General features: G+C 64.7%; 13 protein-coding genes. 11 read left to right on the top strand and 2 right to left on the bottom strand.

Annotation, left to right across the window (positions count from 1 at the left end):
- The first annotated feature begins 40 nt into the window (after window positions 1–40).
- From PCJ49_RS07995 to ppdK, 4 genes are all read left to right on the top strand, one after another.
- Window positions 41–346 (top strand): hypothetical protein, encoded by a 306-nt coding sequence (locus tag PCJ49_RS07995; protein WP_143271115.1) that lies wholly within the window; start codon window positions 41–43, stop codon window positions 344–346.
- 154 nt (window positions 347–500) lie between these two features.
- A complete protein-coding gene (locus tag PCJ49_RS07990; protein WP_153202262.1) occupies window positions 501–1,409 on the top strand; it encodes a glycine--tRNA ligase subunit alpha in 909 nt (302 codons plus the stop codon).
- 59 nt (window positions 1,410–1,468) lie between these two features.
- Window positions 1,469–3,649: a glycine--tRNA ligase subunit beta gene (gene glyS, locus PCJ49_RS07985; RefSeq protein WP_269910460.1), complete on the top strand. Its 2,181-nt coding sequence runs from the start codon at window positions 1,469–1,471 to the stop codon at window positions 3,647–3,649.
- A gap of 500 nt (window positions 3,650–4,149) precedes the next feature.
- Window positions 4,150–6,831, top strand: a complete 2,682-nt coding sequence (ppdK, locus tag PCJ49_RS07980) for a pyruvate, phosphate dikinase (RefSeq protein WP_269910459.1) — start codon at window positions 4,150–4,152, stop codon at window positions 6,829–6,831.
- A gap of 278 nt (window positions 6,832–7,109) precedes the next feature.
- Here ppdK and PCJ49_RS07975 read toward each other — a convergent pair whose 3' ends face one another.
- Entirely contained in the window at window positions 7,110–7,457 is a 348-nt protein-coding gene (locus PCJ49_RS07975) for a hypothetical protein (RefSeq protein WP_089290071.1), read from the bottom strand.
- A gap of 120 nt (window positions 7,458–7,577) precedes the next feature.
- Between PCJ49_RS07975 and PCJ49_RS07970 the strand changes: the two genes are divergently transcribed.
- Complete coding sequence (locus tag PCJ49_RS07970; protein WP_269910458.1) at window positions 7,578–8,576, top strand: SPOR domain-containing protein; 999 nt, start codon at window positions 7,578–7,580, stop codon at window positions 8,574–8,576.
- Window positions 8,577–8,583: 7 nt separating this feature from the next.
- Here the strand turns inward: PCJ49_RS07970 and PCJ49_RS07965 are convergent, their stop codons facing one another.
- Entirely contained in the window at window positions 8,584–9,807 is a 1,224-nt protein-coding gene (locus PCJ49_RS07965) for an O-antigen ligase family protein (RefSeq protein ID WP_269910457.1), read from the bottom strand.
- Between the two features lie 250 nt (window positions 9,808–10,057).
- Between PCJ49_RS07965 and PCJ49_RS07960 the strand changes: the two genes are divergently transcribed.
- The 6 genes from PCJ49_RS07960 (at window position 10,058) to purH (ending at window position 18,626) form a co-directional block, all read left to right on the top strand.
- Window positions 10,058–10,891, top strand: a complete 834-nt coding sequence (locus PCJ49_RS07960) for a folate-binding protein (RefSeq protein ID WP_269910456.1) — start codon at window positions 10,058–10,060, stop codon at window positions 10,889–10,891.
- Between the two features lie 251 nt (window positions 10,892–11,142).
- On the top strand, window positions 11,143–13,818 hold the full coding sequence (locus PCJ49_RS07955) for a HAMP domain-containing protein (protein WP_269910455.1): 2,676 nt from the start codon (window positions 11,143–11,145) through the stop codon (window positions 13,816–13,818).
- Between the two features lie 134 nt (window positions 13,819–13,952).
- Complete coding sequence (locus PCJ49_RS07950) at window positions 13,953–14,462, top strand: PRC-barrel domain-containing protein (protein WP_269910454.1); 510 nt, start codon at window positions 13,953–13,955, stop codon at window positions 14,460–14,462.
- A gap of 152 nt (window positions 14,463–14,614) precedes the next feature.
- Window positions 14,615–15,301 carry a ribulose-phosphate 3-epimerase gene (rpe, locus tag PCJ49_RS07945; RefSeq protein ID WP_269910453.1) on the top strand — a complete coding sequence of 229 codons (687 nt, stop codon included), beginning with the start codon at window positions 14,615–14,617 and terminating at the stop codon, window positions 15,299–15,301.
- Window positions 15,302–15,309: 8 nt separating this feature from the next.
- A complete protein-coding gene (locus tag PCJ49_RS07940) occupies window positions 15,310–16,959 on the top strand; it encodes a heparinase II/III family protein (protein ID WP_269910452.1) in 1,650 nt (549 codons plus the stop codon).
- A gap of 83 nt (window positions 16,960–17,042) precedes the next feature.
- Window positions 17,043–18,626: a bifunctional phosphoribosylaminoimidazolecarboxamide formyltransferase/IMP cyclohydrolase gene (gene purH / locus PCJ49_RS07935; RefSeq protein WP_269910451.1), complete on the top strand. Its 1,584-nt coding sequence runs from the start codon at window positions 17,043–17,045 to the stop codon at window positions 18,624–18,626.
- The last annotated feature ends 63 nt before the right edge of the window (window positions 18,627–18,689 follow it).

Raw genomic sequence — 18,689 nt, 5'->3', positions numbered from 1 at the left:
AGACAAGTGGGTATAAGTGCCGGGTGGGGCGATTTGGCGCTTGCGTGCCGCCCCTGCCTCGCGTCAATCCTGGGCCACCATGCTGTCGATTTCCAAGCTCATCACCCTGATCGGCATTCTTGCCATTGTCTGGTTCGGCTTCCGCCTGGTGGGCAAGCTGCAACGCCAAAGGCAGGAGGCCCTGCGCCGCAATAATGGCAACCGGCCGCCCCAGCCGCCGCCACGCCCTGGCCGGGGCAAGGAACCGGTGATGGAGACCGAAGATATGGTGAAATGCCCCGGCTGCGGCGTCTATATCCCCGCCAATGCCCGCAAATGCGGCACCCCTGGCTGTCCCCAGGCTTGACGGGGCAGGGCAGGGCCGTCGGCTCGCACGCGCAACAAAATGCTGCTGAGCCCTGCATTCCCCGCACAGATAATAACCGGCGGCCCGCCTTGATTTGGCCGGGACGGCCGACTAAGGTGGCGCACCGCAACGTAAGTGTAGAAATCCAGGAACTATGGCGGCCAACGCATCGGGCAAGAAGCCCCTCTCCTTCCAGGGTGTCATTCTGACCTTGCAGAATTTTTGGGCAGCGCAAGGCTGTACCATTCTGCAGCCCTATGACATGGAAGTGGGGGCGGGAACGTTCCACCCGGCCACCACGCTGCGCGCGCTGGGGCCGGACGCCTGGAACGCCGCCTATGTGCAGCCGTCCCGCCGTCCCAAGGATGGGCGCTATGGCGAAAACCCCAACCGGCTGCAGCATTATTACCAGTTCCAGGTGATCATGAAGCCGTCGCCGGCCAATATCCAGGATCTGTACCTGCAGTCCCTGGTGGCGCTGGGCGTCGACCCGGAACTGCACGATATCCGTTTCGTGGAAGATGACTGGGAAAGCCCGACGCTCGGCGCCTGGGGCCTGGGCTGGGAGGTCTGGTGCGATGGGATGGAGGTGACGCAGTTCACCTATTTCCAACAGGTTGGCGGCATTGAATGCGCCCCCATCGCGTCCGAACTGACCTATGGGCTGGAACGTCTGGCCATGTATATCCAGGGCGTGGAAAACGTCTATGACCTGCAGTTCAACGATCCGGTGGGCGATGTGCCGGCGGTGAAATATGGCGAGGTGTTCCACCGCGCCGAGCAGGAATATTCCGCCCATAATTTCGAATTCGCCGATACGGACATGCTGTTGCAGCATTTCCAGAACGCGGAGAAGGAATGCGCCCGGCTGCTGTCGCATAATCTGGCGCTGCCCGCCTATGACCAGTGCATCAAGGCCAGCCACCTGTTCAATCTGCTGGATGCGCGCGGCGTCATTTCGGTAGTGGAACGACAGAGCTACATCCTGCGTGTGCGCGAGCTGGCAAAGGCCTGCTGCAATGCTTGGATTGCCGATGGCTATCGTAAGGGCAAGGCCGCCTGAGGGGCCTTGTTCCGCGACCGTAACGAATTTTCACCAGACGTTTTTGAACTGAAGAAATCATGGCCGAACTGCTGATCGAACTGTTCATGGAAGAAATCCCGGCCCGGATGCAAGTGCGGGCGGCGGATGACTTCAAGCGTCTGGTGACGGACAAGCTGGCCGCTGCCGGCATTGCCTTTACCAAGGCAGCGGCCCATTCCACCCCGCGCCGCCTGACCCTGGTGGTCGATGGTGTGCCCACGGCCCAGGCCGATGTGCGGGAGGAAAAGAAGGGCCCGCGCGTCGGGTCGCCCGAACAGGCCCTGGCTGGCTTCCTGAAATCCACCGGCCTGGCCAGCATTGATCAGGCCGAACAGCGCGACACCGGCAAGGGTGTGTTCTATTTCGCGGTGATCGAGAAGAAGGGCGGCGCCACGGTCGCAGTCCTGCCCGCCATCATCGATGCCGCCATCCGCGAACTGCCCTGGCCGAAATCGATGCGCTGGGGCGCCAATGAATTCCGCTGGGTCCGCCCGCTGCATTCCATCATCGCTTTGTTCGATGGGGCGGTGGTGCCGGGTGCGCTGGATCTGGGCGGCAAAACCATTGCCTATGGCAGTGCCACCCAGGGCCACCGTTTCCTGTCGCCGGGTGAGATCACTGTCACCGGTTTCGCCGACTATCAGGCCAAGCTGGCGGCCGCCCATGTGGTGCTGGACCGGGAGGAGCGCAAGCGCCTGATCCTGGACGGCGCGCAGAAGGCAGCTTTGGCCGAGGGTTTCCGCCTGAAGGATGATCCGGGTCTGCTGGAAGAGGTGGCGGGGCTGGTGGAATATCCGGTGGTGCTGACCGGTGCCATCGACAACAAGTTCATGGACGTGCCGGCGGAGGTGCTGACCACCTCCATGCGCACGCACCAGCGTTATTTCGCGCTGGAAACGGCTGACGGCAAGCTGGCCCCGCGCTTCGTGGTGGTCGCCAACCGCACCACCGCCGATGGCGGCAAGGCCGTGGTGGCGGGGAACGAGCGCGTGCTGCGCGCCCGCCTGTCGGATGCGAAATTCTTCTGGGACCAGGATTTGAAGGTGAAGCTGGAGGACCGCTTGCCGGGCCTGAAGGACATCACCTTTCACAAAGAAATTGGCACGCTGCACCAGCGGGTGGAGCGGATTGAGGCGCTCGCTGTAGAGACTGCTAAATCTCTGGATTATGATGCAGAGACTATTCAGCAGGTGCGATTGGCCGCCCGCCTGTCCAAGGCCGACCTGACCACCGGCGTGGTGGGCGAGTTCCCGGAAGTCCAGGGCATCATGGGCCGCTACGTGGCCTATCACGAGGGCCTGCCCGCCCCAGTGGCCGAGGCCATTGCCGACCATTACAAGCCGCTGGGGCCGTCTGACCGCGTGCCGACAGACAAAGTGTCCGTGGTCGTAGCACTGGCCGAGAAGATTGATACGCTGGTCCAGTTCTTCCGCATAGATGAAAAGCCGACGGGTTCACGCGATCCGTTTGCATTACGTCGAGCGGCATTGGGTGTTATCCGGCTCATTGTCGAAAACAATCTGCGCATTAATCTTCGGCTTCCGTTGACTTTTTCTGCCATTGTTAGACCAGAAAATGTTAGCGGCATCGATTATGACTATTACAAGAAGATACTCATCTCACTGTCGTCTTCCCTGTGGTCTGGGATGAAAGAAGATGAGATTCGCGAAGTAAATACAGCGAAGACGATTATCAACGATCTCCTCTCCTTCTTCTTCGACCGCCTGAAGGTCTCCCTGAAGGAAAAGGGCGTTCGTCACGACCTGATTGACGCCGTGCTGGCCTTGGGTGGTGAAGACGATCTCGTCCGACTGCTGGCCCGGGTCGATGCGCTGGCCGGCTTTGTTGCCACCGATGACGGGGCCAACCTGCTGGCCGCCTATAAGCGCGCCAGCAACATCCTGCGGATTGAGGAAAAGAAGGACGGCATCGCCTATGATGCCGCCGTTGATGCCAGCCTGCTGGCGCAGGATGAGGAAAAGGCCCTGGCCGATGCGCTGGTCACCGCCCACAAGCACGCCGCTCCGCTGATCGAAGCGGAGGATTTCACCGGTGCCATGGCCGCCTTCGCCGCCGTCCGCGCCCCGGTTGATGCCTTCTTCGAGAAGGTGACGGTGAATGCTGACGACAAGGACTTGCGCGCCAACCGCCTGCGGCTGTTGAGCCAGATTCGTGGTACGCTCGGCCTGATCGCCGACCTGTCCAAGATCGAGGGCTGACCCGCCATGCTCCCTTCCCGCCGCTCCCCCCGCCGTCCGTTGCGGGCGGGGCACGGCGGGGGAGCTAGTGGAATTACGCTATTCGTACCGCATTGCGGTAAAAAGCTAGTGGGGTTGGCAGCGTTACATAAGGCTGCTGAGGGGATTCGCGTACAAACAGTTACGCCCACCCAACACCCATCCCCCTTTCTCACCTACATCTCTCCCCACACTACCGTCACCCCGGCGAAGGCCGGGGTCCAGGTTCGTAGAGCAATGCGCTTGTGGCCCCTGGACCCCGGCCGCAGCATGGGTGACGGTTTGATATTTTGGCGACGGTTTTCTCAACTGTTTACCACGTTCCCCCCGCCCCCAACGCGGGCAGGCACCCCCATGCCGGCAGCCAAAAGCCGGATTTCCCCTGTGCAACCTCACCCCCAAATCCGTTGCACAGTGTTGCGTAGCGTCCAACACCCCCAGTCCTACATCCCAACCATTGAACAATCGACGGGACCAAGACCATGACGAAGTGGGTCTACAGCTTCGGTGAAGGCAAGGCCGAGGGCCGCGCGGAGATGAAGAATCTTCTCGGCGGCAAGGGCGCCAATCTGGCGGAGATGAGCAATCTCGGCCTGCCCGTACCTCCCGGCTTTACGATCACGACGGAGGTCTGCACCTATTTCTACGCCAATGGCCGCCAGTATCCGCCAGAACTGGCCGCGTCCGTTGCCGGTGCGCTGGCCGCGGTGGAAACCATTGTCGGGGCCACATTCGGCGATGCCGAAAACCCGCTGCTGGTGTCCGTGCGCTCCGGTGCCCGCGCCTCGATGCCGGGCATGATGGATACGGTGCTGAACCTGGGCCTGAATGACATCACCGTCGCCGGCCTGGCCCGGCGTTCCGGCGATGCCCGCTTCGCCTATGACAGCTATCGCCGTTTCATCCAGATGTTCGGCAATGTCGTGCTGGATGTGGATCACCACCACTTTGAAGAAGTGCTGGAAGACCATAAGCGCGATGCCGGCCTGAACCTGGATACCGAACTGACGGCCGAAGACTGGCAGCAGGTCATCACCGGGTACAAGCGCGTGGTGGAGGAGGAGCTGGGCAAGCCCTTCCCGCAGGATCCGCAGGAACAGCTCTGGGGTGCCATCGGTGCCGTGTTCGATAGCTGGATGAACCAGCGCGCCATCACCTATCGCAAGCTGCATGACATCCCGGCCGAATGGGGCACGGCGGTGAATGTGCAGGCCATGGTGTTCGGCAATATGGGCGAGGATTGCGCCACCGGCGTGGCCTTCACCCGCAACCCGTCGACGGGCGAGAATGCGTTTTATGGCGAATATCTCATCAACGCCCAGGGCGAAGATGTGGTGGCCGGCATCCGCACGCCGCAGCATCTGACCATTGCCGGCAAGATCGCCAATGGCTCCACCCTGCCGGCCATGGAAGAAAGTATGCCGGAAGTGTTCCAGCAGTTGAACGCGGTGCGTTTGAAGCTGGAGCGGCATTACCGTGACATGCAGGATATCGAATTCACGGTGCAGCAATCCAAGCTCTATATGCTGCAGACCCGGTCCGGCAAGCGCACGGCCCCGGCGGCGCTGAAGATCGCCGTGGACATGGTGCGTGAAGGGTTGGTCAGCCAGAAGGAAGGCATCCTGCGGATTGAGCCGAAGTCGCTCGACCAGTTGCTGCACCCGACGCTGGACCCCAAGGCCGTCAAGAAGATCATCGCCAAGGGCTTGCCGGCCAGCCCTGGTGCTGCATCCGGCAAGGTCGTCTTCACCGCGGAAGAGGCAGAAAAGCAGGCGGGCCTGGGCGAAAGCGTCATCCTCTGCCGCGTGGAAACCAGCCCGGAAGATATTCACGGGATGCACGCGGCCAAGGGCATTCTCACCACCCGTGGCGGCATGACCAGCCATGCCGCCGTGGTGGCGCGCGGCATGGGCCGGTCCTGCGTGGCCGGTGCCGGTGAACTGCGCGTGGATTACAAGCGCGGCATCATGCTGGTGCGCGATGTGGAGGTGAAGGCCGGCGACATCATCACCATCGACGGCTCAACCGGCGAGGTGATGCTGGGCGAGGTGCCGACCATTCAGCCCGAACTGTCCGGCGATTTCGCTGAACTGATGGGCTGGGCCGATGCGCATCGCCGCATGAAGGTGCGCACCAATGCGGAAACCCCGCTGGATGCCCGCACCGCCCGCAAGTTCGGCGCCGAAGGTATCGGCCTGTGCCGGACCGAGCATATGTTCTTCGATACGGATCGCATCATCGCCGTGCGTGAAATGATCCTGGCCGACAGCGAGGCGGGGCGCCGCGCTGCGCTCGCCAAGATCGCCCCGATGCAGCGTCAGGATTTCGTTGAGCTGTTCAAGATCATGAAGGGCCTGCCCGTCACGATCCGCCTGCTGGACCCGCCGCTGCACGAATTCCTGCCCAACAGCGAAGCCGAAATGGCCGAGGTGGCCAAGGCCGCCGGCACCGACATTCAGAAGGTGCAGCACCGGGCGCTTCAGTTGCATGAAGCCAACCCGATGCTGGGTCATCGCGGCTGCCGTCTCGGCATCTCCTTCCCGGAGATTTACGAGATGCAGGCCCGCTCGATCTTTGAAGCGGCGGTGGCCGTGTTCAAGGAAACGGGTGAGACGGTGATCCCGGAAATCATGATCCCGCTGGTCGGCACCAAGAAGGAACTGGACATCCTGAAGGGGGTGATTGATCGCGTGGCAGGCGAAGTGATCGCCGCTGCCAGCCACAAGATCGATTATCTGGTCGGCACCATGATCGAACTGCCGCGTGCCGCCTTGCAGGCGGGCAAGATTGCGGAAACGGCGCAGTTCTTCAGCTTTGGCACCAACGACCTGACCCAGACCACGTTTGGCATCAGCCGTGACGATGCCGGCGCCTTCCTGCCGGATTACCAGCGCGCCGGCATTCTGGAACACGACCCGTTCGTGACCCTGGATACCGAAGGCGTGGGTGAACTGGTGCAGATCGCCGCCGAACGGGGCCGCAAGACGCGCGGCGACATCAAGCTCGGCATCTGCGGGGAGCATGGTGGCGACCCGTCGTCGATTTACTTCTGTGAGAAGGTGGGGCTGGATTACGTCTCCTGCTCCCCCTACCGCGTGCCGATTGCCCGTCTGGCGGCGGCGCAAGCCGCCATCGAAGGCGAAAAGCGCGCCAGCGAAGCCTAAAAAGGCCAGAAGGCCGCCCCCCGGAGAGGGGGGCGGCCTTCACGTGCATCCCATCGAAGGGGAGAGCGCGGTTGAGCATTGACCAGCAGAACCGGGCTGATGCCGAGGTTGGTCAGGGGGCGTCCGACAAAATCTCTACGCTTCCAATCCCTTAACCGTCATTCCCGCGAAGGCGGGAATCCAAAATCCGCGCTGTCGTATGGATTCCCGCCTTCGCGGGAATGACGGTGTTAAAAACGTAAAATCCTGAAAAGAAACAGGATTTTCTGGACGGACATTTAGTGATCCGACCCTTGCAGGATCTGGCGGCGCATCCCGGTTTCATAATCCAGCCCGGCGCGGGTCACCACCACGCTGACGGGGAAGCTGCCGACGATCAGGCCCTTGCGCTCCAGCACGGCCCAGGGGGCCGGGTTGCGCAGGCCGGTGGCATCCTGGGCGAAGACCAGCCAGGGGCCGAGATGGAAATGATTGCCATGGGCGGTGAAGGGCAGTTCCAGCACCTCAATCGCGCCATCGCCGATGGGGCGGGCAATATCCTCAAACTCCGCCAGGGCCTGGAACAGGGTCAGGGTCTTCAACTGCAAAGCATTCAGGTTCAGCGGGTTTTTCTTGGGCGTGGCCATGCGGGCAATCTCTGATAACGGATATGAAATCTCTGTGTCCGTTGAAGCCCGTTTATCCGCCATCGTCAAGCATCGCCATGTGGGGTAATACAGAACATCCCCCATCTCGCTTTGGTGCCTATGCTTCGACCGCTTGCCCCCCTGCTGCTGATCCTGGCCCTGGCAGCCGTTCCCACCGCCCATGCCGACATGGCGCAGGGTCGGGCGGCCTTTGCCGCTGGCAAATATGATCAGGCCTTCAAGGAATTCGTCAAAGCTGGCGACAAGGGTGACCTGACCGCCCTTTATCTGGCCGGCGAAATGCAGTTGCAGGGACGCGGCGCGCCCAAGGATGCCAAGGCGGCCCTGAAACTGATGCGCCGCGCGGCCGAGGGCGGGCATGTGGCGGCGATGAGCGCCTTGGGTGCTATCTATGCCTATGGCCAGGATGTGCCCGCCGATTATGAACAGGCCCTGCGCTGGCTGCGTCCGGCGGCGGAGGCCGACGATATGCACGCGCAGAATAATCTGGCCACCCTGCTTTGTTTCGGCCTGGGCACGGAAAAGGATATTGTCAGCGCGCTTTACTGGGCGCGGCGGGCGGCGGGGAAGAATCTGGTGGCTGCCGTGAAGCTGGCGGCCGAAATCGCGGCAGAGGCCACGCCGGAGCAGGCCTCTGCCGCCAATGCCATGCTGGCATCCGGCCAGATGCCCAAACCACCCAAGAGCACCGCCCCCCTGGCCCGGGAAGTGCCGCCACCGCCAAAACCGCCGGAGCCGGCAGCAACAGAGGCCCCTCACGCCGTGGAGGCCCCGCCGCCGCCACCGCCAGCCGTGGAGGTGGCGGCCAGCCCCGCGCCATTGCCCCCGCCAGCCGCCGCCGGCCAGGATTGGGCGGTGCAGGTGGGCTCCCTGCCCAGCCGGGGGGAGGCGGAAAAGCATTGGGCCGGTCTGACCAAGCGCCATGCCGACCTGCTGGCCGGCCGCACGCCCCTGCTGCGGGAAGCGGACGTGGCTGGCAAGGGCCGCTATACCCGCGTCTTGCTGGGCGGCTTCGACAAAGCGGGTGCCGCGTCTTTCTGCACCAGGCTGAAAGCGGCGGGGGCGGATTGCCTGACCCGCCGCTTCGGCGTGGATTGATCGGGCGTCACGCTGTGCGTGGTGGCATCCGGTCGGCCAGCATGATCAGGAAGAACCCAAACAGCATCCCGCAGATCGCCCAGGTCTGCCACGCCCCATAGGCGAAGCACTGGGCAAAGATGCAGCTTGCATAAAGCGACAGCGCCACGGCGCGGGTATCGGCGCTGCGCAACCGCACCAGCAGCGGCAGCACCGACAGCATCAGCCAGCCGGTCAGCGCCGCACCGATCCAGCCCAGTTCCAGCCGCACCTGCATGAAGAAATTATGCGGGTGCAGTGGCAGTTTCCGCCAGCCCTCGGTGCCAATGAAACCATCATTGCCGCCGGGGATGGCACGCGAACTGTCCAGCCCGAACCCCTGCCAGGGCCGCTGCGGCAGATGCTCGGCGGCGAAGTTCCAGATCATGATGCGATGCTGGAAACTGTCCGGCATCCAATGGGCATGGGCCAGCCCGGCATCAAACATCCATTGCGCGATGGGGGCGCAGAAGATCAGCCCGGCGACGATGGCCAGCCCCGTCAGCCCCGCCACCAGACGCGGGAAGCGCCAGGCCAGCAGGATCAGCGGGATCATGGCCAGCAGGGCGGCGGCGGCCGACTGGCTGGTGCTGACACCGACCAGCAGCAGCACCCCCGCCATCCAGGCCAGCCCCAGCCAGCCCTTGCCCAGCCGCCACAGCATCAACGCCATCGGCCCGGCCATGAAGGCGATCAGCAGGGCCGACCGGTTGACCGGCCGCACCAGATCGACCGGCAGCTTGGGTTCGCTGAACAGGCGCTGGATCGGCTGATCAAACAGGATTTCAATGGCCAGCAGGGCAATGCCCACCAGCGCTGCCGGGATCAGCCAGCGGGCGATCCGCCGTGCCGTTTCCGCCGGCAGCATGGCCAGTGCCGGAAACAGCAGAAATCCGGGGAGAAATTCATAAAGGAACGTCACCGACAGATCGCGCGCATCCTTGGGCGCCAGCGACCAGGACACACTGACTCGGCCATAAAGGATGAACGCCAGCAGCGGTAACAGCACCGCCCAGGGCAGGGGCGGCAGGCGGTGTTCCCGCCAGAGCCAGATGCCCCCGCCGATAAAGGCCAGGATCAGATAGCCGGGGGCCGCCCCCAGGGCTGCCAAGGGCAGCAGCAGCCCCAGCATCAGCACACTGACAAACAGGATAAGAAGCCCGAAGGGGCCGAACGCGGCGGCCGGCTGGGGCGCGCCTGGATGCTGCGTCATGGTCTGTTCCGCATCGCCTTTGACGGGAAGGAATGTGATGCGGCCCGCAAGGCACCAGGGCCACGTCGCCTTCATAAACGCGCCAGGGGCCGAAACCAAGCATGGCGCATCTTGTCGCCCCTGGAGCCCCCCTGTGTTTGGTCGAACGCAGGGGGGCTCCAGGGTGAATCCGCCCTAGGCGGGAGGGGGGTGGCATGACTATATGCTTTGGCAACCATTATCCGTTCCAACCGCTGCCGGTTTGCCGCCCATGTCCAGCACCGCCCCCTTGATCGCCTTGCCCGCCCGTACTGTCATCGCCGTCGGTGGCGATGATCGCATCGCTTTCCTGCAGGGGCTGGTCAGCAATGATGTCAGCAAGCTGGTCCCCGGCCGCGCCATCTGGGCCGCCCTGCTGACGGCGCAGGGCAAGTTCCTGCATGAATTTTTCATCATCGATGCGGGCGACCGGTTGCTGCTGGATTGCGAGGCGGCGCGCAAGGATGATCTGCTGCGCCGGCTGAAAATGTTCAAGCTGCGGTCCAAGGTGGAACTGACGGACCTGTCGGCCGAACTGGCATTGTTCGCCCGGCTGGGGCCGGGTGATGCGGCAGAGGTGGCGGGAATCGCCTTTGCCGATCCCCGCCATGCGGAGATGGGCAGCCGCCTGCTGCTGCCCATCGGCACCCTGGCAACAGGTGATTTTGCCGATTGGGACCGCGCCCGTATTGCCCTGGGCCTGCCCGATGGCAGCCGCGATCTGCTGGTGGAAAAATCCATCCTGCTGGAAAACGGATTCGATGAGCTGCATGGCGTCGCCTGGGACAAGGGCTGCTATGTCGGCCAGGAACTGACCGCGCGCACCAAATATCGCGGGCTGGTGAAAAAGCGGCTGGTGCCGGTGGCGGTCACCGGCCCATTGCCCGAACCGGGCAGCCCGATCCTGCGCGATGGGCAGGAGGTGGGAGAGATTCGCAGCGGCCGGGACGATCTGGCACTGGCCCTGCTGCGGCTGGAAGCCATCCGTGAAGGGGCCCCGTTGACCTGTGGTGAGGCGTCGCTGACGGTCCGTGCCCCGGCCTGGGCGGCCTTTGCCGCCGCCTGACACCAACCTCCCTTGCTCGTGACCGACCAAGGGTGGTTTCGTTTTCCCTCACGCGCCGGGCGCCGCCATCCGGCGGCTTGGCTCACGCCGCACGAGCGGCGGGCTGGCGGTCGCCAGCCTCTAGTCTGCCAAGGGTCAAACTCTCGGCAGACTGGTCTGTTTCAAACCTGTTCACAAGAAAGGATGAACCCGCCACAAGAATTGGTTAGTCTCTGCGCCATCAACGCAATATCCGGGGCACGGGGGTCGGTATGATGGAGCGGGGCAGGGGATCGCGGCAATCGTCGCTGCGCGGCACCGCGACCGCTATCTCGCTGGGTGCCGTGCTGCTGGTTGGCGGGCTGACCGCCGGGGCCGTGTATGAGCTGGCGCAGTTTTCTGTCGATGCGGCGGCCCTGGAAGCGCCGGGCGACGCGTTGGCCAAGAACCGGCTGCTGGCCGATTTCCAGGCGCGCATGGGCTATGGCGGCTATCTGGGTGCCCTGGCGCAGTTTGCTGAAACCGGCAATGCCGATGCCCGCACCGATATGCGGGCCAGCCTGGAAGCGGCCGATCAGGCCCTGCGCGGGTTGCAGGGCAAGCGGCTGACCCCGCAGGAACTGGAACTGGCGGCGGACTTGAAGCGGCTGGTGGAAAGTGCCCGGCGCAGCCTGGATGCCGCCAATGGCGGCCCGACCGCCCTGGGCCAGACCACACCCCTGATCCTGACCACCCGCTATGCCGCCCTGTCCGACCGGATCGAGGCGCGCGGGCGCGGGTTGCAGACGCTGGAACTGACCCGGCTGGGCGAAACGGCACAGCGCGGCCTGTGGCTGGGCGTGGCGGCGGTGCTGGCCCTGGTGGGCGTGCTGGTGGCCTTCCTGATCCTGCTGGCGGTGCGGGTGCAACGCCCCCTGCGCGACCTGACCAATGCGGTGGATCAGGTGGCGCGCGGCGACTGGCGATCCCCCATCTGGGGGCAGGAGCGGGGGGATGAGTTTGGCCAGTTGGCCCGCGCGCTGGATGGGTTCCGCAAACAGGCGCAGGAAATCCCCGATATCTCCGTGGCGACGGAAGATGGCCGCCTGCGCCTGAAATTCGAGGGGGAATATGCGGACCTGTTCGAGGCGCTGACGGCGCGGCTGCGTGGGGCCGGCGGTACCCTGGCTGTGCTGGGCCAGGATGTCGGCCGCATCGTCGGCGATACCAAGCATCAATTGACCGATACGCTGGGCCAGGTGAACCAGCTTTGCGCCGCCGCCGTGCGCACGGTGAGCGAGAGCAACCGCGAAATCCGGCAGGCGACGGAGATTCTGGCCCATGCCGTGGCCCAGGTGAAGGCGTTTGACGCCGATGCCGGCGGCGGCGGGCTGGATGCGGTGATCGAGGCGATGCGCAACCATGCCGATGCCCTGGCCGCCACCTTGAGCCGGACGGAAGAGGCGGTGAGCCAGACGCTGGACACCCTGTCCTTCACTGATGGCGACATGCGCCATGCCAGCGGGGAAGCGCGCGAAGCCGCCCATGCCCTGTCGCTGACCATGGCGGAAACCCAGGCCAGCCTGCTGTCAGCGGTGAAGATCCTGCGCGCCTCTGGCGATCTGCTGGCCAATACCGCTGACCAGACGGGCAGCCGCCTGCTGCGCGCGGCCGAGGCCATGGAGGATGGCGAAAAGGCCATGGTGGCCGCCTTGGGCAGCGCCACCCTGCGACTGGATGATGCCACCAGCCAGGCCAGCGCCCGGCTGGAAGATGCCGGGATGCAAATGACCCGCGCCGCCGACCTGCTGGATGACCGGTCCGCCGATATTGGTGCCCGGCTGGACAGCGCCCTGGAATCGATGCAGGAGGCGCGTACCACGCTGCAACTGTCGGCGGAGATTGCCGAGCGTAAGATGGAACCGCTGGCCGACGAGTTCACCGATATCCGCAACCGCTTCGGCGATATGATGGGCGATATCGGCGATCGGGCCGATGCCATGGCCCGCGCCGTGGAGGGACTGCGCAAGACCAGCGACGATCTGAAGATGGAGTTTGAGCGCCGCCGGGTGGAACCGGGCCAGCACGAGGCCATTGCCGACCTGCTGACCCGCCTGCGTGGCAGCGCCACCCAGATTGCCGGCCGCGTGGGGGAGATCGGGGAGACGGCGCAGCGGCTGGCCCAGAGCCTGACCGGCGGGGTGGACGATGCCACCGCCCGTCTGCGCGACGTGGCGGGCGATCTGCGCGCCGAAACCCGCGCCCTGTCGGCCGAGGCGCATCAGGCCGCCACCGGCCTGACCCGCGCTGTCAGCCAACAGGAACGCATGGTGGAAGACCTGAGGGCGCTGACGGCGGAACTGGATGCCCAGCGTGACAAGGATAATACGCCCCAGGCTTTGGTCGACCTGACCTCTGGCCTGCGGGCCGCCATTGATGCGGTCCATGCGCTGATCGCCAGTGCCGACAACCGGGAAAAGACGGCGGTGGAAACCGCCGTGGGCCTGGTGGCCGACCTGCGCCAGCGGATTGAGGCGGTGGAGGGCATGACCGGCGGCCTGCACGCGGCCAGCGAGGCGCTGCACGCGCTCGCCGCGTCTGACAATGCCGGACGGGAGCGGGAAAATGCCGACCTGCTGGCCATTGCCGAGGCGCTGAAGGCACGGCTGGACAGCATCGACCGGCTGGGCGACCGGCTGGATGGCACCACCGACAGCGTGCGTGGATTGCTGGACGAAACCCGCCAGCGGGAGCGCACCGACCTGTCCATCGTGTCGGAACTGACCCAGAACCTGCGCGAGCGGGTGCTGCGGCTGGATGGGCTGTCGGTGGATCTGTCGCGCGCCATCGACATGCTGCGCTCCTCCTCCCGCCAGAACGAGGTCAGCAGCGCCAATGCTGCGCGCGATCTTTCCGCCCGGCTGGCCCATATCGCTGACCAGTTGAAGGGGGCGGCCAGCGGCCTGTGACCAGAAAGGGGCTGAAATCTGCCCCTATTGGTCACAATACAGGCCTGGTCCGTTTATCCGCCGCTGCTGTTGTTCTCTACATGGATATGGCGAAGACGCCGTTCCACGAGAAAAATGGACAGAGGAATACGACCATGCGCAAGCAACTTATCGGCGCCGCCTCGGCCGTCGCTCTGCTTTGTTCCGGTGCCGCTTTCGCCCAGGCCCAAACCACGGGGACCGAGTCGGCACCCGCAGCGGATCGCACCGTGACTGACCCGATGGGTCACGACACGAAACATGACCAGAAGGCGGATGGTGTCAGGGGAACCCGCGCCTCTGCCGAGGCCCTGATGGGGCGCACGGTGATCGGCTCTGATGGCAAGAAGCTGGGTGAGGTGAAGGATGTCATCCTGGATGCCAATAGCGGCAGTGCTAAACAGGTGATCATCTCCAGCGGTGGCTTCCTGGGCATTGGCGAGAAGGATATCGCCGTCAAGTTCGAAGATGCCAAGGTATTGGCCGGGAACGAGAAGGTCCAGGTGAACACCCTGACCCAGGCCCAGGTCGAGCGGCTGGACGGCTATAAGTATGACCGCGATACCGTCTCGCTGAGCCGTGGCGGGGCGCAGGTCACTCCGAATGCGGGTTCCGCCGGTCAGTAACCATCCCTCCTCCTGATGCTGTTCTCCCGTGGTCAGGTGGTGCCGGCGGTCCCTTTTGGGGCCGCCGGCGTCACGCCATGTGTGGCCCACCGGCCCATCATGCGCGCAACCCGTCTTGCCGGATGGGGGGGATTTCGGTAGGAACCGGGCTCATGAAACAGCAGCCCGTCAAGATCGCCCCCTCGATCCTGTCCGCCGACTTCGCCCGGCTGGGTGAAGAGGTGCGCGCCATCGACGCCGCCGGCGCCGATTACATCCATATTGATGTGATGGATGGGCATTTCGTGCCCAACATCACCATCGGACCCGGCGTGGTGAAGGCCCTGCGGCCGCACACGGCCAAGGTCTTCGATGTGCATCTGATGATCTCCCCGGTGGATAATTTCATCCAGGGCTTTGCGGATGCTGGCGCTGATATCATCAGCTTCCATCCGGAGGCGGGGCCGCATCCGCACCGCACGGTGCAACTGATCCGCTCGCTGGGCAAGAAGCCGGGCATCGTGCTGAACCCGCACACGCCGATTTCCATGGTCGATTACCTGCTGGGTGATATTGATCTGGTGCTGGTCATGTCGGTCAATCCCGGTTTCGGTGGGCAGAGCTTCATTGCCTCTCAGTTGCCGAAGATCCAGGAACTGCGCCGCCGCATCAATGCCACCTCTGAAAGCCAAGGTGGCCGGGTGATTGATCTGGAGGTTGATGGCGGCGTCAATGTCGCCACGGCCCAGCAATGTATTGCGGCCGGTGCCGATGTGCTGGTTGCCGGCACGGCCACCTTTGTCGGTGGGCCCGATGCCTATGCCGCCAATATGCGCGCCCTGCGCGGCGAAGTGGGCTGACCCGTCCCATGACAGCAGGTGGCGGCGAGCATAAGCGTTTTCGTCCCGGCCCCGGTGCCTGGTATCGCGCCTCCACATTCTATCAGATGACGGCCCTGTCGGGTCCGGTGCCCATGCAATTGCTGCTGGTGCCGCCGGACCCCTGGCCGGGTGATGCGCAGCGCGGGCAGGAATTGCTGTCCAACCGTTTCCGCTTCGCCGGGCAGAGCTTTTCCGGCGAACTGCCGCCCTGGGATGCGGCAGAGGCGTCCGCCCCCTGGCTGGGGGAAATGCACGGGTTCGACTGGCTGCGCCACCTGCGCGCCACCGGGGGCGATGCGGCGCGGCGGCAGGCCCGCGTGCTGGCGGCCCATTGGCTGGACCTTTATGGCCGCAAATGGGATCCGGTCGCCTGGGCGCCTGATGTGGCGGGCACGCGTATCGCCGCCTGGGTCGGCCAGCATGACTTCTTCCTGGCCAGTGCCGATGACCATCTACGCGCCGGCATTTTTGACAGCATGGCCCGGCAGGTGCGCTTTCTGGAACGCACCTTGCCCGGTCGGCTGAAAGGGGCTGCCCTGGTGGTGGCCATCAAGGGGCTGGTCTATGGCGGCATCTGCCTGCAGGGCATGGGCCGCGTGGTGGAACGCGCCATCGAACTGTTGACGCGGGAACTGCCGCGTCAGGTTCTGCCTGATGGTGGCCATATCGAACATTCCCCGGCCCAGCAACTGGCCGTGCTGCGCCATCTGATTGATATTCGCGGCTGCTTCCGCGCGTCGCGCACGGAGGTGCCGGAGGCGCTGCAGCACGCCATCGACCGCATCACCCCCACCCTGCGCTTCTTCCGCCATGGCGATGGCGGCCTGTCGCTGTTCAACGGCGCACAGGAGGGGGAGGGGGTGTTGATCGACACCGTGCTGGGGCAGGCGGATGCCCGTGGTCGGCCCCTGAAATCCACCCCCCATATCGGGTTCGAACGGCTGACCGCCAACCGCACCTGCGTGATCATTGATGCGGGCTATCCCCCCGCCCCCGGCCTGGACGACCATGCCCATGCCGGCACCCTGTCGTTTGAGATGAGCGTGGGGCGCGAACGGATGATCGTCAATTGCGGGGCGCATCCGGGCGACCAGGGGGCCTGGCGCGCCGCTTTGGCGGCCACGGCGGCCCATTCCACCCTCTGTGTGGCCGATACCAATTCATCCGGCGTGGTGGAGGAAGGCGGCCTGTCCCGCCGGCCCCAGCGGGTGGAATGCACCCGGACGGATGCCAATGGCGGCACGCTGGTGGAAGCCTCGCATGATGGCTATCGGGAGCTGTTCGGGCTGGTCCATCGCCGTCGCCTCTATCTGGCGGAGACGGGGGAGGATTTGCGCGGCCAGGATACGCTGATCGGCCCGCAGGGCCGCGAATTCGCTGTCCGCTTCCACCTGCATCCCGGCGTGAAGGCCGCTTGGGTGGAAGGCGAGGCGGGGTTGATGCTGCGCCTGCCGTCGGGTGCGCTCTGGCGCTTGCGCGTGTCGGGGGCAGAGGTGGGGCTGGAAGACAGCATCTATCTGGGCCAGGGCACCGACCCGCGCCCCACCAAACAGATCGTGCTGCGCGGCGTGACCCAATATGGGGAAACCCTGGTGAAATGGGGCTTCCGCCGTGAAGGTACCGATACAGAGACATGACGCCGATTTATGATCGGCACTAACCGTCCGGGCCGGTCCATATGGATCGGCCCGGCTTCTTTTCCATCCCAGGGTTGACACCAATGACCATCGATCTTGTTCCCATCCGCCGCGCCATCATCTCCGTTTCCGACAAGACGGGCCTGATCGATCTGGGCCGCGCCCTGGCCGCCCGTGGGGTGCAGATCCTCTCCACCGGCGGGTCGGCCAAGGCGCTGGCCGATGCCGGCATTGCCGTGACCGAGGTGTCGGACCATACCGGTTTCCCGGAAATGATGGATGGCCGGGTGAAGACCCTGCACCCCAAGATCCATGGCGGCATCCTGGCCCGCCGCGATTTCCCCACCCACACCGATGCCATGTCGGCCCACGACATCCCCGGCATCGATCTGGTGGTGGTGAACCTCTATCCGTTCGAGGCCACCGTGGCCAAGGGGGCGGATTTTGAAACCTGCATTGAGAATATCGACATTGGCGGCCCGTCCCTGATCCGGGGTGCGGCCAAGAACCATGATTTCGTCGCCGTGGTGACGGATGCGTCCGACTATGCCGAGCTGATCGCCCAGTTGGAAGGCAATGACGGCCAGACCACGCTGGGCTTCCGCCGCAGGCTGGCCGCCAAGGCCTATGCCCGCACCGGTGCCTATGATGCTGCCATTTCCCGCTGGTTCGCCGGCCAGTTGGGGGAGGATTACCCCCAGCGCCTGACCTTTGGCGGTGAGCTGCGCCAGACCCTGCGCTATGGTGAGAACCCGCACCAGTCCGCCGCCTTCTACACCACCGGTGCCCAGCGCCCCGGCATCGCCACCGCCACCCAGCTTCAGGGCAAGGAACTTTCCTACAACAACCTGAACGACACGGATGCGGCGTTCGAACTGGTGTCGGAATTCGACCGCCCGGCCATCGCCATCATCAAGCACGCCAACCCCTGCGGCGTGGCCGAGGGCGACAATCTGCTGGATGCCTACACCCGTGCGCTGGCCTGTGACCCGGTATCGGCCTTTGGCGGCATCATCGCCATGAACCGTACGCTGGATGCCGCCACGGCCGAGCAGATCGCCAAGCTGTTCGCCGAAGTGGTGATCGCCCCGGATGCGGACGAGGCGGCCAAGGCGTTCCTGGCCACCAAGAAGAACCTGCGCGTGCTGCTGACCGGCTCCATGCCCAACCCGGCGGAACCGGGTCTGTTCGTGAAGTCGGTGGCCGGTGGCTATCTGGTGCAGACGCGTGATAATGGCCGCATCACCCAGGCTGACCTGAAGATCGTCACCAAGCGCGCGCCGACCGAGGCCGAACTGGCCGACCTGCTGTTCGCCTTCCGCGTGGGCAAGCATGTGAAGTCGAACGCCATCGTCTATGCCAAGGCGGGTGCGACGGTGGGCATTGGTGCCGGCCAGATGAGCCGGGTGGACAGCAGCCGCATCGCCGCCTGGAAATCCGCCGACGCCGCCAAGGCCGCCGGTCTGGCCGAGGCCGGCACAAAGGGTTCGGTCGTGGCGTCCGACGCCTTCTTCCCCTTCGCCGACGGCCTGCTGGCCGCCGCTGACGCCGGCGTGACGGCCGTGATCCAGCCCGGCGGTTCCATGCGCGACGCCGAGGTGATCGCCGCCGCGGATGAGCGCGGGCTGGCCATGGTGTTCACCGGGATGCGCCACTTCCGGCATTGATGCTGCAGGGTGGTGTGAGGATGGGCGCGCGGTCGCAGGGCCGCGCCCCGGCTTTTTTGTTTG

Origin of the sequence: Niveispirillum sp. BGYR6, from assembly GCF_027568365.1 — a bacterium.
Lineage (GTDB): Bacteria > Pseudomonadota > Alphaproteobacteria > Azospirillales > Azospirillaceae > Niveispirillum.
Note: the sequence above shows the minus strand (reverse complement) of the source record. Positions and strands in the feature narration are given on the sequence as shown.